The sequence below is a fragment of the Salibaculum griseiflavum genome (assembly GCF_003129565.1).
Taxonomy (GTDB): Bacteria; Pseudomonadota; Alphaproteobacteria; order Rhodobacterales; family Rhodobacteraceae; genus Salibaculum; species Salibaculum griseiflavum.
Genome location: NZ_QETF01000014.1, coordinates 22,442 through 44,229 on the forward strand (window position 1 = coordinate 22,442; position 21,788 = coordinate 44,229).

At 65.9% G+C, this 21,788-nt stretch carries 24 protein-coding genes; 13 read left to right on the forward strand and 11 right to left on the reverse strand.

The window, feature by feature from the left end; translation table 11 throughout:
- Window positions 1–119: 119 nt before the first annotated feature.
- Together DFK10_RS11965 and DFK10_RS11970 are read right to left on the reverse strand one after the other, a co-directional pair.
- Complete coding sequence (locus tag DFK10_RS11965) at window positions 120–788, reverse strand: alpha/beta hydrolase (RefSeq protein WP_109389267.1); 669 nt, start codon at window positions 786–788, stop codon at window positions 120–122.
- Window positions 785–1,417, reverse strand: coding sequence for a DNA-3-methyladenine glycosylase family protein (locus tag DFK10_RS11970; RefSeq protein WP_109389268.1), 633 nt, complete (start codon window positions 1,415–1,417; stop codon window positions 785–787). The genes DFK10_RS11965 and DFK10_RS11970 overlap by 4 nt, the downstream gene beginning before the upstream one ends.
- 69 nt (window positions 1,418–1,486) lie before the next feature.
- Between DFK10_RS11970 and DFK10_RS11975 the strand changes: the two genes are divergently transcribed.
- Window positions 1,487–2,734, forward strand: coding sequence for an MFS transporter (locus DFK10_RS11975; RefSeq protein ID WP_109389269.1), 1,248 nt, complete (start codon window positions 1,487–1,489; stop codon window positions 2,732–2,734).
- On the opposite strand, the gene DFK10_RS11980 is transcribed toward DFK10_RS11975, so the two are convergent.
- From DFK10_RS11980 to DFK10_RS16520, 5 genes are all read right to left on the reverse strand, one after another.
- Complete coding sequence (locus DFK10_RS11980) at window positions 2,731–3,489, reverse strand: squalene/phytoene synthase family protein (RefSeq protein WP_109389270.1); 759 nt, start codon at window positions 3,487–3,489, stop codon at window positions 2,731–2,733. The two genes, DFK10_RS11975 and DFK10_RS11980, sit on opposite strands and share 4 nt — an antisense overlap.
- A gap of 55 nt (window positions 3,490–3,544) precedes the next feature.
- Window positions 3,545–5,167 carry a citramalate synthase gene (cimA, locus tag DFK10_RS11985; RefSeq protein ID WP_109389271.1) on the reverse strand — a complete coding sequence of 541 codons (1,623 nt, stop codon included), beginning with the start codon at window positions 5,165–5,167 and terminating at the stop codon, window positions 3,545–3,547.
- A gap of 136 nt (window positions 5,168–5,303) precedes the next feature.
- On the reverse strand, window positions 5,304–6,734 hold the full coding sequence (gene cysS, locus DFK10_RS11990; RefSeq protein WP_109389321.1) for a cysteine--tRNA ligase: 1,431 nt from the start codon (window positions 6,732–6,734) through the stop codon (window positions 5,304–5,306).
- A 197-nt stretch (window positions 6,735–6,931) separates the two neighbouring features.
- Window positions 6,932–7,318 (reverse strand): VOC family protein, encoded by a 387-nt coding sequence (locus DFK10_RS11995; RefSeq protein WP_109389272.1) that lies wholly within the window; start codon window positions 7,316–7,318, stop codon window positions 6,932–6,934.
- A 3-nt stretch (window positions 7,319–7,321) separates the two neighbouring features.
- Entirely contained in the window at window positions 7,322–7,489 is a 168-nt protein-coding gene (locus tag DFK10_RS16520) for a hypothetical protein (protein ID WP_217810145.1), read from the reverse strand.
- A gap of 84 nt (window positions 7,490–7,573) precedes the next feature.
- Between DFK10_RS16520 and soxR the strand changes: the two genes are divergently transcribed.
- Both soxR and DFK10_RS12005 read left to right on the forward strand, forming a co-directional pair.
- Entirely contained in the window at window positions 7,574–8,014 is a 441-nt protein-coding gene (soxR, locus tag DFK10_RS12000) for a redox-sensitive transcriptional activator SoxR (RefSeq protein WP_109389273.1), read from the forward strand.
- Between the two features lie 32 nt (window positions 8,015–8,046).
- Window positions 8,047–9,225, forward strand: a complete 1,179-nt coding sequence (locus tag DFK10_RS12005; RefSeq protein WP_109389274.1) for a pyridoxal phosphate-dependent aminotransferase — start codon at window positions 8,047–8,049, stop codon at window positions 9,223–9,225.
- 39 nt (window positions 9,226–9,264) lie between these two features.
- Here the strand turns inward: DFK10_RS12005 and DFK10_RS12010 are convergent, their stop codons facing one another.
- Window positions 9,265–9,873, reverse strand: a complete 609-nt coding sequence (locus DFK10_RS12010; RefSeq protein ID WP_109389275.1) for an outer membrane protein — start codon at window positions 9,871–9,873, stop codon at window positions 9,265–9,267.
- 435 nt (window positions 9,874–10,308) lie between these two features.
- Here DFK10_RS12010 and DFK10_RS12015 point away from each other — a divergent pair, with 435 nt between their 5' ends.
- Complete coding sequence (locus DFK10_RS12015) at window positions 10,309–11,865, forward strand: trimethylamine methyltransferase family protein (protein WP_109389276.1); 1,557 nt, start codon at window positions 10,309–10,311, stop codon at window positions 11,863–11,865.
- A gap of 271 nt (window positions 11,866–12,136) precedes the next feature.
- On the opposite strand, the gene DFK10_RS12020 is transcribed toward DFK10_RS12015, so the two are convergent.
- Window positions 12,137–13,237 carry an anhydro-N-acetylmuramic acid kinase gene (locus DFK10_RS12020; protein ID WP_109389277.1) on the reverse strand — a complete coding sequence of 367 codons (1,101 nt, stop codon included), beginning with the start codon at window positions 13,235–13,237 and terminating at the stop codon, window positions 12,137–12,139.
- Window positions 13,238–13,299: 62 nt separating this feature from the next.
- Between DFK10_RS12020 and tyrS the strand changes: the two genes are divergently transcribed.
- Window positions 13,300–14,553, forward strand: coding sequence for a tyrosine--tRNA ligase (tyrS, locus tag DFK10_RS12025; RefSeq protein WP_109389278.1), 1,254 nt, complete (start codon window positions 13,300–13,302; stop codon window positions 14,551–14,553).
- Here the strand turns inward: tyrS and DFK10_RS16700 are convergent.
- Window positions 14,550–14,678: a hypothetical protein gene (locus DFK10_RS16700; RefSeq protein ID WP_268952262.1), complete on the reverse strand. Its 129-nt coding sequence runs from the start codon at window positions 14,676–14,678 to the stop codon at window positions 14,550–14,552. The genes tyrS and DFK10_RS16700 overlap by 4 nt on opposite strands.
- A 45-nt stretch (window positions 14,679–14,723) precedes the next feature.
- Between DFK10_RS16700 and DFK10_RS12030 the strand changes: the two genes are divergently transcribed.
- The 6 genes from DFK10_RS12030 (at window position 14,724) to DFK10_RS12055 (ending at window position 19,657) form a co-directional block, all read left to right on the forward strand.
- Window positions 14,724–15,512 carry a GNAT family N-acetyltransferase gene (locus DFK10_RS12030; RefSeq protein WP_109389279.1) on the forward strand — a complete coding sequence of 263 codons (789 nt, stop codon included), beginning with the start codon at window positions 14,724–14,726 and terminating at the stop codon, window positions 15,510–15,512.
- A 60-nt stretch (window positions 15,513–15,572) separates the two neighbouring features.
- Window positions 15,573–15,995, forward strand: a complete 423-nt coding sequence (locus DFK10_RS12035; RefSeq protein ID WP_109389280.1) for a Fur family transcriptional regulator — start codon at window positions 15,573–15,575, stop codon at window positions 15,993–15,995.
- Complete coding sequence (locus DFK10_RS12040; protein WP_109389281.1) at window positions 15,992–16,864, forward strand: DMT family transporter; 873 nt, start codon at window positions 15,992–15,994, stop codon at window positions 16,862–16,864. The genes DFK10_RS12035 and DFK10_RS12040 overlap by 4 nt, the downstream gene beginning before the upstream one ends.
- Window positions 16,864–17,754 carry a DMT family transporter gene (locus tag DFK10_RS12045; RefSeq protein ID WP_109389282.1) on the forward strand — a complete coding sequence of 297 codons (891 nt, stop codon included), beginning with the start codon at window positions 16,864–16,866 and terminating at the stop codon, window positions 17,752–17,754. Before DFK10_RS12040 ends, DFK10_RS12045 begins: the two co-directional genes overlap by 1 nt.
- Window positions 17,755–17,803: 49 nt before the next feature.
- Window positions 17,804–19,078: a phosphopyruvate hydratase gene (gene eno / locus DFK10_RS12050; RefSeq protein ID WP_109389283.1), complete on the forward strand. Its 1,275-nt coding sequence runs from the start codon at window positions 17,804–17,806 to the stop codon at window positions 19,076–19,078.
- A gap of 63 nt (window positions 19,079–19,141) precedes the next feature.
- Window positions 19,142–19,657 carry a GNAT family N-acetyltransferase gene (locus tag DFK10_RS12055; protein WP_109389284.1) on the forward strand — a complete coding sequence of 172 codons (516 nt, stop codon included), beginning with the start codon at window positions 19,142–19,144 and terminating at the stop codon, window positions 19,655–19,657.
- Window positions 19,658–19,661: 4 nt separating this feature from the next.
- On the opposite strand, the gene DFK10_RS12060 is transcribed toward DFK10_RS12055, so the two are convergent.
- Window positions 19,662–19,931 carry a glycine zipper 2TM domain-containing protein gene (locus DFK10_RS12060; RefSeq protein ID WP_109389285.1) on the reverse strand — a complete coding sequence of 90 codons (270 nt, stop codon included), beginning with the start codon at window positions 19,929–19,931 and terminating at the stop codon, window positions 19,662–19,664.
- 188 nt (window positions 19,932–20,119) lie between these two features.
- Between DFK10_RS12060 and DFK10_RS12065 the strand changes: the two genes are divergently transcribed.
- Window positions 20,120–20,815 (forward strand): haloacid dehalogenase type II, encoded by a 696-nt coding sequence (locus DFK10_RS12065; protein WP_109389286.1) that lies wholly within the window; start codon window positions 20,120–20,122, stop codon window positions 20,813–20,815.
- Between the two features lie 185 nt (window positions 20,816–21,000).
- Window positions 21,001–21,423: a cupin domain-containing protein gene (locus tag DFK10_RS12070; RefSeq protein WP_109389287.1), complete on the forward strand. Its 423-nt coding sequence runs from the start codon at window positions 21,001–21,003 to the stop codon at window positions 21,421–21,423.
- The last annotated feature ends 365 nt before the right edge of the window (window positions 21,424–21,788 follow it).

Genomic DNA, 21,788 nt, shown 5'->3' on the forward strand with positions numbered 1-21,788 from the left:
CTGCCTTGATTTGACTATATATGGCAATCCTTGACTGGCAAGCCCCAGATATAGCCTTCCCTTGTCCACATCTGGTAGGGCGATTCCGTAACGATGGGGTGACAGCCGCGCGGCGGACGTCAAGCGTAGCCCAGCCGATCCCGCATGAAGGCCAGGGCCACCGACAGTCCATCGGGAGCGATGCCATGCGCCGTCCCTTTCTGGATATGGGCATAGACATCCTGCCAGCCGGCCGCCTCCAGCGCTTCTGCGGCCTGCGGCAGGGATTGCACCGGCACCACGTCATCCTGATCGCCATGCACCAGCAGGACCGGCGGGCGCACCACCACCTCGTCGACCAGCAATTCCGGCTCCAGCAACCTGCCGGAAAAGGCGCAGATGCCCGCCACCGGGTCCTCGCGGCGTGGCAAGACATGCAGCGCCATCATCGTGCCCTGGGAAAAGCCGAAAACCAGCACCTGTTCCGGCAGCAGGTCCTCGTCCACCATCAGCCCGTCCAGAAACGCGTCCAGATCATCGACGGCACGCAACATTCCCGCCTTGGACTCCTCTTCGGACGAGCCGTCGATCCACGGGATCGGAAACCACTGGAACCCGAACGGCGCTCCGGCGCAGTTTTCCGGCGCATCCGGCGCGAAAAAGGCGGTGTCGGGCAGATGTTCGCCAAGCGGATCGGCCAGCCCCAGCAAATCCTGCCCGTTGGCGCCGTAACCATGAAGGAACACGACCGCCGAGCGCATCTCGCCCGATACCGGTTCCACCCGCCCTGCTTTCAAAACCCGTGTCATGCGATGCCCTCTCTGTTCTTCTCCACCCGGTAGTAGGCCCAGAGCAGCCGCGCCGCAACCGCGCGCCAGGGCGACCAGGCTTCGGCCATGCACCGCAACTGTCCTTCAGTGGGCCGTTCGGGCAGGTCATAGAGCGTCCGGGCCGCCTCTTGCAGGGCCAGATCGCCCGCCGCGAACACATCCGCCCGGCCCAAGCTGAAACTGGCATAGATTTCGGCGGTCCAGCGGCCGATACCCGGCACGGCGACCAGCGTGGCAATCACCTCTTGGTCGGCCATGTCGCGCAAACCGTCATAGTCAATATCCGCCGCAGCCAGCGCCCGCGCATAGCGTTGCTTGGGCCGCGACAGGCCCACGGCGCGCAGATCCTCGTCGGCAGCGCGGGCAATGGCGCCGGGCGTGGTCAACCCGGCCGCCTCGACCCGGCCCCAGATCGCGCGGGCGCTGGCCACGCTGACCTGCTGGCTGACGATGGCGGAAAGAAGCTGGGCGAACCCCTGCGGGTTGCGGCGCAGCGGCAAGGGCCCGGTCAGCCGATAGGCCGCGGCCATGCGCGGGCAGCGGGCCGCCAGCCAATCCATCCCCTCGGCGACGCAGGCCGCGGTCTCGATCAGGCGCCCCGGATTCATGTCACAAATTTCATATGTGAAATCATTCTTGCACTGGACCTTGTTTCCTGCCGGGTCTAAGCCGGGACCATGACCGATACCACTGCCTCAGACCCCAACGTGAACGACGCCGCCGCCCGGCGCAACGTGATCGTATTGATCCTCGCCCAGGCGATTCTGGGCGCGCAGATGCCGATGATCTTTGCCGTGGGCGGGCTGGCGGGCCAGATGCTGGCGCCCAACCCCTGCCTGGCCACCTTGCCGATCTCGCTGATCGTTTTCGGGTCCATGACCACTGCGCCTTGGATTTCGCCGCTCATGCAGGCCCGTGGCCGCCAGTTCGGCTTTTTTCTCGGCGCGTTCGCCGGAACGATCGGGGCGCTGATTGCGGCCTTCGGGCTCTGGACCGGGCAGTTCTGGCTGATGCTTGTCGGCTCTTACCTGACCGGCATCTACATGTCGGCACAGGGCTTCTATCGTTTCGCCGCAACCGACCGCGCCTCGGAATCCTTCCGCCCCAAGGCAATCTCCTACGTGATGGCCGGCGGATTGCTGGCCGCCATCATCGGCCCGCAATTCAACAAGCTGGTGATGGATGCCACGGTCGTGCCTTTCGTTGGCAGCTACCTTGCCGTGGCGGCGCTGAATCTCGTGGGCATGTTCCTGTTCCTCGGGCTGGACCTGTCCAAGGGCACCCGCGCCACCGGCCCCGAGAAACTGACAGGCCCTGCCCCGCGCAGTCGCAAGGCGATGCTGAGCGATCCGCATATCCTGGTGGCGATCATCGTCGGCATGGTGTCCTACGCCCTGATGAACCTGGTCATGACCTCGACGCCGCTCGCCGTGGTTGGCTGTGGCTATTCCGAGGCGCGCGCCAATGACATCGTCTCGGCCCACGTGCTGGCCATGTATATCCCGTCCTTCTTCACCGGCCACCTGATTGCCCGGTTCGGCGTGCGGGCGATCATGGCGCTGGGGCTGCTGATCCTGGCCGGCGCCGGGGGCGTGGCCCTGATCGGGGTCGACCTCGAACATTTCTTCATCGCCCTGATCCTGCTGGGCGTCGGCTGGAACTTCGGCTTCATCGGCGCCACGACCCTGCTCGCCTCATCGCACGGGCCGCGAGAGCGTGGCGTCGTCCAGGGCCTGAACGATACCATCGTCTTCGGCTGCGTCACCCTGGCCTCGCTGGCTTCGGGCGGGTTGATGAACTGTTCGGGCGGCACGGCCGAGGCCGGCTGGACCGCGGTAAATCTGGCCATGGCGCCGTTCCTCGCCCTGGCGGGTGGCGCGCTGATCTGGCTGTGGCTGCGCCCCCGTGATGCAGAGATCGCCTAGAGCGCCCACCGCATCAGGCGCAGTTTCGACCGGAACGGGCTCGGCCCAAGAGTCCCTTGCGCGACACGGTTCGGGCCTTTGGCGACCTGCCTGAGGATCGGCGTGGCCTGCCATCCTTCAAGCATCCCGGCCCGCGCCTGCGGGGGCACAGAGCGTTTCGTAACGCCCCAGCCGCCCGTCTCGACAAGCGCATTGCGGGCCAGACCGCGCACCGCGTCCGGGCGGCCATCGACCAGGGGCACCCGGCCCCGCGCTTCCAGCTCCGGCACCGCTTGCAGAAACCGGGCCAAGCCGGCGGCCCGGCCCAACCCGCGCACGGTGTCTTCTGCGTCAGCCTGCCCCCCCAGCAGCCGCGTGGCCTGCCACATCAATTCGGCTGCCGTCGCATCGAGATACTCGCCGAAATGGGCCGAATCCTCGAAGGATTCCTTGTAGATATCCCAGCGACGCGCCGCGATGGAGCGGTCCAAAGCCTTGGCCGCCTCACCATCCAGCACGGCGGCGAGTTCAACCGTGACCTCGTGACTGCGCACCGCCCCGCCGGCGGCAATCTCTTCGAGCGCATCGCGCCACCATTGCAAGCGCATCTCGGCGATCATCGGCTCTTCGGTCACCCAGGGCGCGCGGCTGACCTCGACGTTGAAGGCATAGAGCGGGAACAGCACCCGGCGTGCCGCGGGCGGCGCGGCCATGGCGGCCAGAAAGCGCTCCGGGTCACCCTTGCGGACGATATCGGCACAGGCCTCGAAACTCATGGGCGCCCCGAAATTCCGGCATTTTGGCCGCGCGACCGGCTGTCTGGCAATTCCATCATGCCATGGCCTCGTCGCGCAGCAGTTTCCAGACGATCCCTTCGTGCAGGGCATCGAAGGCCGCATCGACGATATTGGCACTGACCCCGACCGTGGCCCAGCGGTGCCCGGCCCCGTCCTGGTAGTCGATGATGACCCGCGTGACGGCCTCGGTGCCGCCATTGGTGATGCGCACCTTGAAATCCACCAGCTTCATGTCGTCGATCATTGCCTGGTACGGGCCAAGGTCCGATTTCAACGCCTGCCAAAGCGCATTGACCGGGCCGTCGTCGGACAGGTCGCTGGCATGTTCGTTCTTGTAGTAGCTGGTGCGGGGTTCGCCGCGGATGCTCACCGTCACAACTGCCTCCGACTCGACCACGATCTCGCCGCGCGCATTACGGCGGCGTTCGGAAATCACCCGGTAGCGTTCCACGTCGAAGAAGGCGGGCAAGGTGCCCAGCTCTTCGCGCGCCAGCAATTCGAAGCTTGCCTGGGCGGTGTCATAGGCAAAGCCCGCCGATTCCTGCGCCTTGATCCGGTCGAGGATGCGGGCCAGGGCCGGATCGCCCGGCTCCACCTCGATGCCCGCCCCTTTCAGGCGTTCGCGCAGGTTCGACTGCCCGGCCTGGTTCGACATGGGAATGATGCGCGTGTTGCCCACCAGGGCGGGATCTATGTGCTCATATGTCGTGGGGTCCTTGGCGATGGCGCTGGCATGCAGCCCCGCCTTGTGGGCGAAAGCGGACGACCCGACATAGGCGGCCTGTTTCGTCGGCACCCGGTTGAGGATATCGTCCAGCAGCCGCGAGGCCCGCGACAGCCCGGTCAGGGCCTCTGGCGTCACGCCGGTTTCGAACTGGCACGAATAGGGCTCTTTCAGCAGCAGCGTCGGGATCAGCGTCGTCAGGTTGGCATTGCCGCAGCGCTCGCCCAGCCCGTTCAGCGTGCCCTGGACCTGCCGCGCGCCCGCATCCACCGCGGCCAGCGAATTGGCCACCGCGTGTTCGGTGTCGTTATGGGTGTGGATGCCGACATGGTCCCCCGGCACGCCCGCAGCGATCACCGCCGCCGTGGCCTCGGCCACCTCTGCGGGCAAGGCCCCGCCATTCGTGTCGCACAGCACGACCCAGCGCGCGCCGGCCTTGTAGGCGGTGACGCAACAATCGAGCGCATAGGCCGGGTTGGCTTTCCAGCCGTCGAAGAAATGCTCCGCATCGAACAGCGCCTCGCGGCCCTGTGCCACGATATGGGCAATCGAGGCGCGGATATTGTCGAGGTTTTCCTCCAGCGTGATGCCAAGTGCGGTATCAACATGGAAATCATGGGTCTTGCCGACGATGCAGACGGCAGGCGTCTGGGCATTCAGCACCCCGGCCAGAACCTCGTCATTCTCGGCCGAGCGCCCGGCCCGCTTGGTCATGCCGAAGGCGGTCATGGTGGCGCGGGTCTTGGGGGCATTGTCGAAGAACTCACTATCCGTGGGGTTCGCGCCGGGCCAGCCGCCCTCGATATAGTCCACGCCAAGCTCGTCCAGCACAGCGGCGATGGCCTGCTTGTCGGAGGTGGAGAATTGCACGCCCTGCGTCTGCTGCCCGTCGCGCAGGGTGGTGTCGTAGAGGTAAAGGCGTTCCTTGGTCATCGGGTGGCCTCTTTGGCGATGGTTTTCGTTTCAACCCGGATCGCATGCGATCCGGATCGCCCCCGACCCGCCCCCCAGGGCGGGGGCGATACCGCCCCCACCCCCGGGCCGGGCGCGATCCCCTGGTTCGAACGGGTCATAGCAGGCCCTCCAGCTTGGCGGGGTCGAAGTCCGGACCGGGAACCAGATCCACACCCTCCTTCGACATGCGCACTTCGGCACCGGCGTCGATAAGTGCGGCCTTCATGCGGTCCACTTCGGAGAAGTCTTTTGTCTGCATTGCAGATTTGCGCTTATGATCAAGTGCCTGACCAAGGGCGGCAAGGAGCTGATTGGGACCAGTACCAACGCTTGTTGCAAACCATTGCTCCTTGAAAACGGCCCGTGTTTCATCCGTCAAGAACCCCATGAAACGGGCGTTATCCAACAAGCGCTGAGGATCATTCCTAAATCGTCTCAGCACGCTTAAGGCGTCATACGTATTCAGGTCTTCGCTCAGGGCGTTCACCAGCGTGTCACTGGGTACCATGTCCGCTTCAGGCGTCGGCGCAAAGTCCATGGTTTGCTTGTGCCAATCGAAAAGCAGTCGCTTCGCCTCGCGTACCCTTTCCTCCGTCCAATCCATCGGCTTGCGATAATGCGTGGAGAGCATCACGAAGCGGATCACCTCGCCCGGCACGCCCTGGTCCAGCAAATCCCGCACGGTGAAGAAGTTGCCCAGGGACTTGGACATCTTCTTGCCCTCGACCTGCAGCATCTCGTTATGCATCCAGACCCGCGCGAAATCACCCTCGGGGTGAGCGCATTTGCTCTGCGCGATCTCGTTCTCGTGGTGCGGGAATTGCAGGTCGTTGCCGCCGCCGTGGATATCGAAACTCTCGCCCAGCAATTCGTAGGACATGGCCGAACATTCGATGTGCCAGCCGGGCCGTCCCCGGCCCCAGGGCGAATCCCAGCCGGGCAGTTCGTCGTCCGACGGCTTCCACAGGACGAAATCCATCGGGTTGCGCTTGTAGGGCGCGACCTCGACCCGGGCCCCGGCGATCATGTCATCGACGGACCGGCCCGACAGGGCACCATAGTCGGCATAGCTTTCCACGGCGAACAGCACGTGACCCTCGGCCTCGTAGGCATGACCCTTGGCGATCAGGTCCTCGATCATGGCGATCATCGCGCCGATCCACTCGGTGGCGCGGGGTTCCTTGGTGGGCCGCAGCGCGCCGAGCGCGTCCATGTCCTGATGATACCAGTCGATGGTCTCGTCCGAACGGTCGTGCACCAGCTCTTCCAGCGTGCCCTTTGCCCCCGCTTCCTTGCGGGCCAGCGCGGTCGCGTTGATCTTGTCGTCCACATCCGTGAAATTGCGCACATAGGTCACGTGATCGGCGCCATAGGTATGACGCAGCAGCCGGTAGAGCACGTCAAAGACCAGCACGGGCCGGGCATTGCCCAAATGTGCGCGGTCATAGACCGTCGGCCCGCAGACATACATGCGCACGTTCTCGCGGTCCAAGGGTTCGAAAACCTCCTTGGTCTTCGTCTTGGTGTTATAAAGCTTGATCGTCACAAGTGGCCTCAACGCGGTTTTCGCCCGCGGGCTTAGCGACTTTCCTGTTGGATTGAAACGTGAAAGAGCGGCCCGCGTGACTGGTGTCAGCAGGGAATAATGCAGCAGATGATGCAGATGCTCTTCATGGGTGTCTTGATAGACGCCACCGGCCCCCGAATGCAAGCCCGCGCGTGACACGGCGCGGGCTTGCGGGTTCAATCGTAGCAGACCACCTCGATTTCCAGCCCGTTCTCCTCATGGAAGTAGAACCGGCGGCCGGGTTCGTAATCGGCATGGGAATGCGGCGCGTAGCCCCTGGCCCTGACTGCCGCCTCGGCCGCGTCGAGATCCTCGACCACCACACCGATATGGTTGAGCCCGCCGCGGGTGCGATAGCTGTCATCGGCCTCACGCTGGCCCTCGGCCCCGTCTGGGCCTGTATAGAGCGCCAGGTAGGTATCGGCCTCGCCGACATGGATGGTGTAGCCATTGTTCTTGGCCGCGCCCTCCCAGCGGGTATGCCAGCCGAAAAGGTCATGCAGCATCCCGGCCGTCGCCTTCGGGTCCTTGACGGTGATGTTTACGTGTTCCAGCCGTCCCATGGCTCACCTCCCGTTTCCGAAACGCGAGAGCAATCCGCGCAGCACCCCGGGCGGCGCGCGGCGGGCCACGCTGTCGAAACAGCCGCAATCGAGGTCATGACCCCAGCCGATACCGTCGCGTTGCAGGTGCCGGATCGTCGCGGCGTCGAGGCAATGTCGTGTCGTCGTCATTCCGTGTCTCCTTCTCGTCTGGAATTCTGTGGACGACTCATGTGTAATTCCTCAAGTTCACTTTAGATCAAGCGGAGTTTTCGAATGGCCAAGGACGGGCTGACCATCGGCGATCTTGCGGACCGCACCGGGCTGGCCGTCTCCGCAATCCGGTTCTACGAAACCCACGGCATCGTGCATCCGGTGCGCAACGCGGGTGGGCATCGGCGCTATGGCCGGCATGATTTGCGGCGGCTCAGCTTTGCGATGATCGCCCAGAGACTGGGCTTTGCCCTGTCAGAAATCGCCCGCCAGATGGCGCACCTGCCAGCCCACAAGGCCCCGTCGAAATCCGACTGGACGCGCATCTCCACCGCCATGCGCGGCGACATCGAGACCCGCATCGCCGAACTGGAACGCCTGCGCGACCGGCTCGACGGCTGCATCGGCTGCGGCTGCCTGTCGCTCGAGACCTGCGCGCTCTACAATCCGGGCGACACCCTGGCCGCGCGCGGTCCCGGCCCCGTCAAGCTCTTGGGGGATTGACAGTCTCGCCCCCGGCTGGAAGGTCGCGGCCCATGACACGCACGCTTTCCAACCGCATCACCACCTTGACCCCCGGCGGCTCCGACGGGTGGGAGGTCTTCTATCGCGCCCGCCAGATGGCCGAGGCAGGCGAGGACGTCATCGAACTGACCATCGGCGAGCACGACATTCGCACCGCCCCGGACATCCTCTCGGCCATGCATGACGCGGCGCGGGGCGGCCATACGGGCTATGCCGCCGTGCCCGGCACCACGGCCCTGCGCGACACCGTGGCCGCACGGATCGCGGACCGCACCGGCGTGCCCACGACTCGCGACAACATCCTGGTGACGGCCGGTGGTCAGGCAGGGCTCTTCGCCGCCCAGCACGCTGTCTGCGACGAGGGCGACCGGGCGCTGTTCATCGACCCCTATTACACCACCTATCCCGGCACGATCCGGGGCGTGGGCGCGCTGCCCGTCCCTGTGCTGGCCCGGCCGGAGCAGGGGTTCCAGCCGAACCGGGCGGATATCGAGGCCGCGGCCCATGGCGCCAAGTCGCTGCTGATCAACACGCCCAACAACCCCACGGGCGCGGTCTATTCGCGCGCCACGCTGGAGGGGATCGCGGCGGCCTGCGCGGCACATGACCTCTGGCTGATCTCGGACGAGGTCTATGACACGCAGGTCTGGGAGGGGGACCACCTGTCACCGCGCGCCCTGCCCGACATGGCCGATCGCACGCTTGTCGTGGGTTCCATGTCGAAAAGCCACGCCATGACCGGCAGCCGCGTGGGCTGGGTCTGCGGCCCCGAAGAGGTGATCGACCACCTGCTCAACCTGGCCACGCATACGACCTATGGCGTGCCGGGCTACATCCAGGACGCTGCGGTTTTCGCATTGAACCAGGGGGTCGCCGCCGAAGAAAAGGTCGCCGCCCCGTTCCGCCGACGCCGCGCCATCGCCCATGACCTGCTTGCCCGCCAGAACACGGTTCGGGCCGCCCCGGCGCAGGGGGCGATGTATGTCATGCTGGATATTCGCGCCACGGGGCTGAGCGGATCCGAATTTGCCCACCGGCTGCTGGACGAAGCCGGGATCGCGGTCATGCCCGGCGACAGTTTCGGTGCAGGCGGGGCCGGCCATGTGCGGGTGGCGATGACCGTGGAGGATGCAGCCTTCGAGGCCGCGATGACACGGCTTTTGGACTTCGCCGCGACCGTACGCGGCTGAAAGACGGGCGGCCTGCGACAGGCCGCCCGACGGGTCAGATCAGAATTCGAAGGCGACGCGTGCGCCGATCGTGGTGGCATCGACGTCGATGCCACTACCGGCATAGTCGTCGAACCGGTGCTTGAGCACCTCGCCGCCCACACGCATGTTGCCGCCCACGCGGTAATCCAGGCCGGCCCCGTAGAAAACTCCGTTTCCGCTGTCGTCGATGGCGCCGGAAGTGGCCAGACGCGCGCCGCCGGCGGTCAGATACGGCAGGGCATTGCCGGCATCGTAACCGGCCCGGACCTTGAGCCGGGTGACGCTGTCCACGTCGAGCCCGAGGGTTTCCTCGGTCACGTCGAAGCCGGATATCTCCAGCTCACCGCCTAGGACGAAATTGCCGAAATCGTAGTCATAGCCGGCAAAGCCGCCATAGGTCAGACCGGTCGGGCTATCGTCGAACCCGTCGGTGCCGGTCGCATCGGCATAACCCAGCGATCCACCGGCATAGAAGCCGGTCCAGTCGCCGCCCATGCTGACCGGAGCAGGTGCGGCCACTGGCGCCGGGGCCGGTTCGGCCGCGGGCTCGGACATGGAGCCGGCGAAGGCAGGGGTGAGGCCGACCATGGTCAGCGCGGTGGTGGTGGCGATAAGGGAACGTCGCATTGGGGGTCTCCTGTCTCGATCTCATTAGGGTTCGGCGCGCCGCGTGACGCGGCCCGTCGCGTCAGATGTCGTGTCGCCCGGGCACATTTCCAGACCGCTCACCACGCCGTGATCCGACTATGCGTTTCCTTGCCGAACGGGGCGGCACGGCCGCGCGGGTTCCCGCCGTATGGCAGTTTCCTGCCGCTCGGCCCGAATTGGTCGTACCGGGGTCCGAAAGCGACATTCGGTCGCATTTGGGAGAGACCCCATGGCCTGTCCGCGCCCAGATGAACCGAGGACGGAGAGGAGGACCGCCCCATGTGGCGCATGAGCAAGCGAACCAGCGATAGTCTTCTGGTGCTGCGCACGATCGGTGCGCGGCGAGGTCGTGCCGCGCGGGGGCGGCCGCGTCAGGTCTGAGCCTTTTCCCTTCCCCTGACCCAAGGACCGACCATGGCCACTGACCTTTCGCAAGACCCGACCCGACCCGCGCGCAGCGGGGGCCGCGCCGCCCGCCGTGCCGCCCGCGCCGCGCCGCCAGACGCCGCAAATCGCGCGATCTGGCCCGGCCTGCAGGGCGGACGTTACAAGCCCCTGACCGAGACGCAGGTCGCCCGCATCCATGACACCGCCCTCACCGCGCTGGAAGAGATCGGCCTGGCTGATGCCCCGCCCAGCGGCATCGCGGCAATGTGCGCTGCCGGGGCCATTCTGCAGGACAATGGCCGGCTGACCTTCCCGCGCGCGCTGGTCGAAGACATGCTGGCCCGCGCCGCCCGCGAGATTACCCTCTGTGCCCGCGACCCCGCCCTAGACCTGCAACTCGGGCCGTCCCGGGTCCATTACGGCACGGCCGGGGCGGCGGTGCACATGGTCGATGTGGAGGGACGCGATTACCGCGAAAGCACCCTTCAGGACCTGCATGACGCGGCCCGCATCGTCGACCGGTTGGACAATATCCATTTCCTGCAACGTCCCATGGTGGCCCGCGACCTGAGCGATCCCCGCGACCTCGACCTCAACACGGTCTATGCCTGCTGCGCGGGCACGACCAAGCATGTCGGCACGTCCTTTGTCGATCCCGCCCATGTCCCCGCTGCGTTGGAAATGCTGCATCTGATCGCGGGCGGTGAGGAAGCTTGGCGAGCACGCCCTTTCGTGAGCAATTCCAACTGCTTCGTCGTGCCACCCCTGCGCTTTGCGACCGAGGCCTGCCAGGTGATGGCAGCCTGCATCGGGGGCGGCATGCCCGTGCTGCTCCTTTCGGCGGGCATGGCCGGGGCGACGGCACCTTCGACCATTGCCGGGGCCATCGCGCAATCGGTCGCCGAATGCCTGGCCGGCGTCGTCTATGTCAACGCCATCGCGCCCGGCCACCCGGCGATCTTCGGCACCTGGCCCTTCGGGCTGGACCTGCGCACCGGCGCGATGACCGGGGGCTCGGGCGAACAGGCGCTGCTCAGCGCGGGCTGCGCCCAGATGCATGCCTTCTACGGACTGCCCGGTGGCGCCGCCGCCGGGATTGCCGATGCCAAGCTGCCGGACATGCAGGCGGGCTGGGAACAGATGTGTTCCAACGTCATGGCCGGGCTGTCCGGGCTGAACATGGTCTACGAGGCAGCCGGCATGCATGCCTCCCTCCTCGGGTTCTGCCATGAAAGCCTGATCCTGGGCGACGACGTCATCGGCCAGGCCCTGCGCTGCGTGCGCGGGATCGAGGTGGATGACGAAACCCTGGCGCTGGACCAGATGAAAGAGGTCTGCCTGAACGGGCCGGGACATTATCTTGGCACGTCCCAGACCCTGGGACGCATGCAGAAAGACCATGTCTATCCCGGCCTCGGCAACCGCATGTCGCCCAAGGAATGGGAGGAAGAGGACAAGCCTGATCTGATCGCCTCGGCAACGGCCCGAAAAGAGGCCATCCTCTCGACCCGCAGCGCCGCCGCTTTCGATGCGGCCACGGACCGCGCCATAAGAGAGCGATTCGACATCCGCCTGTCGGTTTAGGGGCTCTGCCCCGTCCGCCCTGCGGGCGGACTCCCCGGAGTATTTTTGGCGAGATGAGAGAGCGGACGCCCCGGTCTCTTGGTTACATAATATTAAGGTTAATGCGCGATGCTGGAGACACGGTACAGGCTGGAGAGCCGATGACCGTGCGAGGTGAGGGCCGACTGCCCGATCCGGGGCGAAATGGGGCCTGCTCTCATTTCGCCCCAAATACTCCCGCCGGAGGCATCCGCGCGTGCCACGGGCACGCGGCTTTGGCGGGGGCGCGACGTCAGCCCTTTCGCGGCTTGCTCAGCGTGCCACCGCCCACCGCCGCACGCACCCCTGTCGTTCCGGGACAAGACGTCGGCAGGCCGCGCGCAACCCGGACGGCAAGAAAGGCGAATGCCTGCGCCTCCAACATGTCACCGTCCAGGCCAACGGCTTCGATCGGTGCCACGGGCATGTCGGCCGCCGCAGAAATCATCGCCATCAGCGTGCGGTTGTGTCGGCCTCCGCCGGTGACCAGAAGCCGCTCGGGCGGGGCAGGACATTGATCCAGCCCTTGGGCAACCGACGCCGCGACACAGGCCGACAAGGTAGCCGCCGCATCGCCATCTGCCAGCCGGGATACCGCTTGCGACAATGACCTGAAATCGTTTCTGTCCAGGGACTTGGGCGGCATCCTGTAGAAATAGGGCGAGGAAAGGAAGTCGGTCACGACGGCCGCGTCCACCTCTCCGGTCGCCGCAAGGGCACCATCCTCATCACATGCCAGACCGCGCCGCGCCCGCATCAGATCGTTGATCGGCGCATTGGCCGGACCGGTATCGAAAGCCAGAAGCGCCCCCTCTACCTCGGGCGCGGCTTTCGACGGGTCGATCCATGTCAGATTGCCGACCCCGCCAAGGTTCAGGACAGCCAGCGGCCCCTCGGCCCCGATCCACTTGGCCAGTGCGAAATGGTAGAACGGCGCCAGCGGCGCGCCCTCGCCGCCCATCTCCACGTCCGTGCTGCGGAAATCCCAGACCACAGGCACCCCCAGCACCTCGGCCAGCACCGCGCCATCACCGATCTGATGGGTGCCGCGCCCACGCGGCTCGTGCGCAAGGGTCTGGCCGTGAAAGCCGACCAGCGCCACCTCGTCCAGCCCGGCCAGCGCCTGGGCATGGACGGTTTCCACGATCTCGGCGGCCTGCGCCACGTCCTCGCCCGGCCATTTTCCCAGCGCGGCACTCAGAACCGCCTGCTGGTCGGCGGAATACGGCAGGAACCGGCTTGGTCCGAACCCGAAAATGGCCTCCCCATCGGTCTCGATCACCGCCGCATCGACCCCGTCCAGCGATGTGCCCGACATGGCGCCCGCAACGCGCACCGCCCCCGCCTTCAACATCCGCTTTTCCTCTGCCGTCTCGCGTCCTATAGAGTGCGCCGAACGCAACGCGGGGACAAGACATGACCTACCATCCCAAGTCCGATTTCATGGCCACCATGATCGCGCGCGGCTTCCTGGCCGATTGCACGGACTATCAAGGCCTTGACGAGGCATTGAGCAAGGGGGTCGTGCCCGCCTATATCGGCTTCGACGCCACGGCGAAATCGCTTCACGTCGGCAGCCTGATCCAGATCATGATGCTGCGCTGGCTGCAAAAGACCGGGCACCAGCCCATTACCCTGATGGGAGGCGGCACGACCAAGGTCGGGGACCCGTCGTTCCGCGCCGATGAACGCCCCCTTCTGACCCCGGCGCAGATCGATGACAATATCGCCGGGATCAAGCGGGTCTTCGCCGCCTATATCGACTATGACACCGGCGCCCCCAACGCGGCGCTGATGCTGAACAATGCCGAATGGCTGGACGACCTGAACTACCTCGATTTCCTGCGCGATATCGGGCGGCATTTCAGCGTCAACCGGATGCTGTCCTTCGAGAGCGTGAAATCGCGGCTGGACCGGGAGCAATCGCTGAGCTTCCTCGAATTCAACTACATGATCCTGCAAGCCTACGATTTCCTTGAATTGAACCGGCGCTATGGCTGCCTGTTGCAGATGGGCGGGTCGGACCAATGGGGCAATATCGTCAACGGGATCGACCTGACCCGCCGGGTGCTGGATCACGAGATCTACGGGCTGACCTCGCCGCTTCTGACCACGTCTGACGGCAAGAAGATGGGCAAGTCGGCCAGCGGCGCGGTGTGGCTGAATTCCGAGATGCTGTCGCCCTACGAATTCTGGCAGTTCTGGCGCAACACCACCGACGCGGATACCGGCCGGTTCCTGAAGCTTTACACCGAATTGCCGGTGGAGGAATGCGATCGGCTGGGGGCGCTCGGCGGGTCCGAGATCAACGAGGCCAAGATCATCCTGGCCAACGAGGTGACGGCGCTGCTGCATGGGGCCGACGCCGCGAAGGCCGCCGAGGCCACCGCGCGCGAGGTCTTCGAGAAAGGCGGCGCAGGCGGTGACCTGCCGACCCTGACGCTGGGCGCCGACGAGATCGGTGACGGGATTTCCGTGGTGCAGCTGATCGTGCGCTCGGGCCTGGCCGCATCGGGCAAGGAGGCCAAGCGTCTGATTGCCGATAACGGCGCCAAGCTGGACGATGCACCGCTGAACGATGCGGGCCGGATGATCACCGCCGCCGACCTGGCCCGCCCGATCAAGCTGTCGGCGGGCAAGAAGCGCCACGCGATGGTCGAACTGGGCTAGAAGACGGCCCAGTCCAGAAGGGCGAGCAGCGCGCCACCGGCCAGCGCACAGGCCGCCGCGACCAGGGCTGCGGCGAGCGGTGTCGGGCGCGGCGGAGGGATCGAGAGCCCATAAACCCTTGTCATGGCCCCATTAACCGCGCCTTAGGTTTCCATTGGCTTAACGGGGCCATGGATTCTGCTCTGCAACAATCCTCGGAATTCGAACGCGGCCTGCTGGCCTGCGGGCAGGCGCCGTGGCGTGGGCCGGGCGGGCTGATGCTGCGCCGCCGTCTGCCTCTCATCGGATGGCACGGGGTGCTCTCGCGCAGCGACGTGACCTGTCCGGATAGACTGCGAACCGCGCGGCGTATGGGCCTGCGCATCGTCAATGCCGAGCGGGCCGCTCCCCGCATCCTGCGCGCGGCGGGGTTTCGTCAGATCCTGACCCCGGTCCACATTGCCGAACTGCCATTAAAGGGCGACCTGAGAGCGGCGATGCACCAGAAGTGGCGCAACCGCCTGCGTCGAGCCGAAGCGGCCGGCCTGAGTCTAAGACATGACGCCTGGACAGGCGCGCCCCATTGGCTGATCGCGCATGAGGTCGCGCAACGTGACCAACGCCGCTATGCCGCCCTGCCCGTGCCCATTGTCGCGGCCATCGCCCGCGAAACCCCGGGCTGCGCCCGCATCGTCGAAGCCTGGGAAGGCACCAGCCCGATCGCTGGCATGCTGATCCTGCGGCACGGTGCGCGGGCCACCTATCAGGTGGGCTGGACATCCGAGCGGGGCCGCGCGCTGAATGCCCATTGCCTGACATTGTTCGAGGCGGCCCGCTGGCTGGCCGATCATGGCCACAGGCTGCTGGAGCTCGGGGCGATCGAAACCGAGCGCAATCCGGGCCTGGCCCGCTTCAAGCTGGGCACCGGGGCGCGGGCCCGCGCCCTAGGCGGCACGTGGCTGGCCATTCCCGGCCTGTAGGATCACTGCCGAAATCGGGGCTGGCGACCCCCTGCCCGATCTTCTAAAGATCGCGGCGAGATGACCCAGACGATCCTCGACAGATGCGAAGCGCGCGGCCTGCGCCTGACCGATCAGCGCCGGACCATCGCCGGTGTGCTGGAGCAGGCCGAGGACCACCCGGATGTCGAGGAATTGCACGTGCGTGCCACCCGCATCGACCCGGGCATTTCGCTGGCCACGGTCTATCGCACGGTCAAGCTTTTCGAGGAAGAAGGCATTCTCGACCGTCTGGATTTCGGCGACGGCCGCGCCCGCTACGAGGCGGCCGACCGAGAGCACCATGACCACCTGATCGACCTTGAAACCGGCGCGGTGATCGAATTCGTCGATGACGAGATCGAGGCGCTTCAGGAAAAGATCGCCCGCAAGCTGGGCTATCGCCTCAAGGGCCACCGGCTGGAGCTTTACGGCGTGCCCCTCAAGCGAGGCAACACCAAGTGAACAACATCATCGGCGCCTTGTGGATGATCCTGGCCATGGCCCTGTTCGCCCTGGTCGATACCTGTATCAAGCTGGCCACCGAATCCGTGCCCCGCGCCCAGGTCGTCGTGGTGATCGGCGCGGTGGGGCTACTGGTCTTCGCCTTGGCCGCGCGGGCGCGGGGGCTGAAACCACTCCCGGCCGAAGTGTTTCGCGGCCCGTCCCTGCTGCGGGCGGCGGGCGAGGCCGGAGCCACCACCTGTTTCGTCTTTTCCCTGTCCGAGGTGGACCTGTCGCTGTTCACCACCATCGTGCAGGCCAATCCGCTTCTGGTCGTGCTGGGCGCAGCACTGTTCTTGGGCGAGCCCGTGGGCTGGCGGCGCTGGTCGGCGATCGTCCTCGGCATGGTCGGGGTGCTGATCGTATTGCGGCCCACCGGGGCCGATTTCAACGTTTTCGCGCTACTGGTGTTCCTTGGCGTGCTCTCGCAGGCGATCCGTGACCTGGCCACGCGCCGCGTGGCGCCCGGGATCCACACACTGCAATTGTCCTGCGGATCCTACCTGGGGCTGATCGCCGCCGGGTTCGTCATCGGCATCGCCCAGAACACGCCACCGATCCGCCCCGAGGGGATGGCCTGGCTCTACCTGTTCGGGGCCGCGGGCCTCTTCATGCCCGCGATCTATTCGATGGTCGCCTCGATGCGCGTGGGCGAGGTCGGCTTCGTCGCGCCCTTCCGCTACAGCCGCATCCTGTTCGGGCTAGGGCTGGGCGTCTTCATCTTCGGCGAACGGCTCGACACCTATACATTGGCCGGCGCGACACTTATCGTCGGGACCGGGCTCTATTCCTTCTGGCGCGAGACCCGGCAGGGCGCGACGGCCCGCTGATGGAGAACCTGCGCGGCGCTGCTCTGATGACCCTGTCTATGCTTGGCTTTGCGATCGAGGACGCGCTGATCAAGACCGTGGCCGCGCGGCTTCCTGCCGGGCAGATCATCGCCCTTCTGGGGCTGGGCGGCGCCGTGCTGTTCTGGGCTTGGCTGGGGATACGCGGGCAGCGTCTTTTCGTGCCCGCGCAATTGGCGCCCCGGGTACTGATGCGCACCGGCTGCGAGGCGCTGGGCACCGCCTTTTTCGTCACCTCGCTCACCCTGATCCCGCTGACGCTGGCCTCGGCCGTAATCCAGGCCACGCCGCTGGTCGTGGCGCTGGGTGCCGCGCTGTTCCTCGGCCAACCCGTGGGCTGGCGGCGCTGGACGGCGATTTCCGTCGGCTTCGCGGGCGTCTTGTTGATCCTGCGCCCCGGCAGCGCGGCGTTCGACCCGCTGGTGCTGCTCACCGTGGCGGGGATGCTGGGGCTGGCCGGGCGCGACCTGCTGACACGTGCTTTGAACTCGAACATCACCGGCCCGCACTTGTCGATCGCGGCGTTCCTTGGCCTTGTCCCGACAGGCCTCGGACTGGTCGCCCTTCAGGGCCAGACCTTGCTGCGCCCCACCCTGCCCGAAGCCGCGCTGCTGGGTATCTGCGTCGTGATCGGCATGGTGGCCTATCTCGCCATCATCGCGGCGACCCGTGCGGGGGATGCCGCCGTGATCTCGTCGTTCCGCTATGCGCGGATGGTCTTTGCCCTGGTCATCGGCTGGCTGGTCTTCCAGGAACAGCCCGACACCCTGACCCTGGTCGGGGTCGCGGTGGTCATAGGGGCCGGGCTCTATACCCTGATCCGGGAACATCGGCTCCGCCGGGCTTCCCTCGCGGCCAGCAAGCCGTTATAGCAGCGGCGAGTATTCTTCTGTTTGCGCTAACAAAGCCAAAGGACACCCCATGAGCACCATCATCGACATCCATGCCCGCGAGATTCTCGACAGCCGCGGCAACCCCACGGTCGAGGTCGACGTGACCCTCGAAGACGGCACCATGGGCCGCGCCGCCGTGCCCTCGGGCGCCTCGACCGGCGCCTATGAGGCCGTGGAACGCCGCGATGGTGACAAGGCCCGCTACATGGGCAAGGGCGTGCTGGAGGCGGTCGAAGCCGTGAATGGCGAGCTCGCAGACACCCTGCTGGGCTTTGACGCCACCGAACAGGTGGCCATCGACGGCGCGATGATCGAGCTGGACGGCACCGACAACAAGGGCCGCCTCGGTGCCAATGCGATCCTCGGCGTGTCGCTGGCCGTGGCCAAGGCAGCGGCCGAATTCACCATGCAGCCGCTGTTCCGCTATGTCGGTGGCACCTCGGCCCGCACCCTGCCGGTGCCGATGATGAACATCATCAATGGCGGCGAACATGCCGACAACCCGATCGACATCCAGGAATTCATGATCATGCCGGTGGCTGCCGAAACGATCCGGGACGCGGTGCGCATGGGCTCGGAAGTGTTCCACACGCTGAAAAAGGAACTCAGCGCGGCGGGCATGTCCACGGGGCTGGGCGATGAAGGCGGCTTTGCCCCGGAACTGGGCAGCACCCGCGAAGCGCTCGATTTCATCCTGAAATCCATCGAGAAGGCCGGCTACAAACCCGGCGAAGACATCTACCTGGCGCTGGATTGCGCGGCGACCGAATACTTCAAGGACGGGAAATATGTCCTTGCGGGAGAAGGCAAAACCCTGACCTCGGAAGAGAACGTCGCCTACCTGGAAGCCCTGGTGAACGATTACCCGATCATCTCGATCGAGGACGGCATGTCGGAAGATGACTGGGACGGCTGGGTCGCCCTGACCAAGGCGCTGGGCGACAAGGTGCAGCTGGTCGGCGACGACCTCTTCGTGACCAACCCCGAACGCCTCGCCACCGGCATCGAGAAAGGCGCCGCCAATTCCATGCTGGTCAAGGTCAACCAGATCGGCAGCCTGACCGAAACCTTGCAGGCCGTCGACATGGCCCACCGCGCGCGCATGACCAACGTGATGTCGCACCGCTCGGGCGAGACCGAGGACGCCACCATCGCCGACCTCGCCGTGGCCACCAATTGCGGGCAGATCAAGACCGGCAGCCTTGCCCGGTCCGACCGGCTGGCGAAATACAACCAGCTGATCCGCATCGAGGAAGCCCTGGGCGAAACCGCCACCTATGCCGGCCGCTCGATCCTGAAGTAAGACCTCGCACTTCATCACGCGTTTCACTAGGCTCTTCGTGGCGCTGCCACGGAGAGCCTTTTCATGACCAAAGCCCGGATCATCCCGCCCGAAACCTCGCAGGATATCGACGCCGTGCAAAAACTGTGCTGGGACTACCGGGACTACCTGATCGGCCTGTCGCCCTTTGACGCGCAGCTGATCGAACTGTTCTACCCGCAGGACAAATACGCCGCCCTTATGGACAGGGTTGCGGAAGAGCATGCCCCGCCCACGGGGCTGATCCGGCTTGCCAAGCTGGGCGAGGCGCCTGTCGGATGCGGCATGGTTCATTCGCTGCCCGATGGCTCTGCCGAGATCAAACGCGTCTATGTAACCGAGGCCGCGCGGGGCACCGGCACGGGCTATGCGATCATGAATGCACTGATCGAAGGATGCCGCGATCTGGGATTCGAGCGCATCCTGATGGACACCTCGAAGCCGCTGGAGGCCGCGCAGCGCCTATACCTCTCCATGGGGTTCAAGCGTCGCGGACCCTATCAGGATGTGCCCCCCATCGCAGAGGGGCACATGCTATATTTCGAGATGGACCTGTCCTGACCTGTCAGGGACAGGGCGCGGTGTAATAGGTGCCGTCCCCGCGGGCATAGGCGCAGGTCTGGCCGTTCTGATTCTGGGCCACGACCGTGCCGGCCGCTGCGCCACCCAGCGCGGCGATCAGGCGCCAGTCATCATCCGCCTGAAGCACATCGGCGGCGATCAGGCCGGCGGCCGCGCCCCCGGCAAGCCCAACGACGGTGCGCTGCTCGGCGGTCAGGTTCTCGCAGGCTGTCAGGCCCAACACTCCAACAAATGCGATAATCAGGGGTCTCATGGAAATCCTCCTTGCCCAGTCTTGGCGCCAGTCCGGCGCTGTCCGCAAACCCTCTGCGATGGGCCTCTCGCTCGCGACCGGTTCCGACTCCGGTGGCCGTTTTTCCGAGGATTCTTGCCCAAAGGGGGCTGTCGCGACGGCAGGAAATTGCCAAAATGAGCCTCGGACCGTCAAACAGGTGAGCCATCATGCCCCAGGCCTTGATCTTCGATGTCTTCGGCACCTGCGTGGATTGGCGCAGCAGTATTGCACGTGCCGTCGCCAAGGCCCTGCCCGGCCTGGACGCCGTCGCCTTCGCGGATGCATGGCGCGCCGAATACCAGCCCGCGATGGAACGGGTCCGCAGCGGTGGCCGGGGCTATGTGCCCCTGGACGACCTGCACCTCGAAAATCTGCACCGTGTGGCCGCGCGGTTCGGGGTCAGTGCCCCCGACCACCTCGCCACGGCGTGGGAAAGGCTGGATCCCTGGCCCGATGTGCCCCCTGGGCTGGCGACCTTGCACCGGACCCATATCCTCGCCCCCTGTTCCAACGGGTCCATCGCGATGATGGCGCGACTCGCCCGTCATGCCGCCCTGCCCTGGGATTGCATCCTTGGCGCCGAGATCGCCCGCGACTACAAGCCCAAACCGCAAGTCTATCTGGCCAGTTGCACGGCGCTGCGTCTGCCACCGGAGCACGTCATGATGGTGGCCGCGCATAATGACGACCTGGCCGCGGCGCGGGCGGCGGGTCTGGGCACGGCGTTCGTGGCCCGGCCCACCGAGCATGGGCCCGGCCAGACAAGCGACCTGCATCCCAGCGCCGACTGGGACATTGTCGCACCGGATTTCGAAGCCCTTGCGGCCCGGCTTCAGGCGGACACGAACCGCCCTGGCCCATAGGGCGCGACCAGCGCCCCAGCTCCTGCGATCGCGTGCCGCATTCCCGCGCAACCACCGCCTCTGACGCGACAGCGACTAGAGTCACTCCGGAAGGCATCACAGCCCAGAACAGCCTCTCGGGCCCGCCTGCCCCGATCGCCTTGTGCCCCATTGCATGCCCCGCGCCGGCTTTCTAGGCTCAAAGGATGACCGAGGCCGATCGCATCATCAAGCAGCTGGATCTCGCGCCGCATCCCGAGGGCGGGCATTATCGCCAGACCTGGCAGGCCGACGCCGACACCGGCCGCCCGGCCGGCACCTGCATCTACTTTCTGCTCAAGGCCGGGGAGCGCAGCCACTGGCACAGGGTGGACGCTGCCGAAATCTGGCATTTCTACGCGGGCGCGCCACTGATCCTCTCCCTGGCCGAAACGGACACCGGCCCCAGGGCCGATCACCGTCTTGGTCCGGGCCTAAACACGGGCGAGCGACCACAATTGATCGTGCCGCCGCAGTGGTGGCAGGCCGCGCGCAGCACCGGCGACTGGACGCTTGTGGGATGCACCGTCAGCCCGGGCTTTCAATTCGACGGTTTCACCCTCGCCCCACCGGACTTCGAGATCGGCTAGCGCAAGGGGGGCGCTGCCCCCGTCCCGCGATGCGGGACTCCCCCGGGATATTTTCGGTCCAAAGAAAGGCCCCGGCAGAGGGTCACCAGGTGCCGTGCCAGGGCCCGGAGCTTTCTCCGGACACGGTCATCGGCGTCCCCGCCTGTACCGCTCCGGGAGGATCTCCGATTCCGGTTAATGAATCCCTACCGTTTTCTTTGGACTGAAAATATCCCGGGGTGAATTGGCCGCAGGCCAAGAGGGGCAGAGCCCCTGCCCGGTCGGCTCGGGCGCAGCCCGAGACGAAAAAAACGAGGGCCGAGGCCCCCGTTCAAGTTTCGCCGTCCAAGCTCACTTCTTTGTACCGCCCGGTTTCTGCCTGCGGC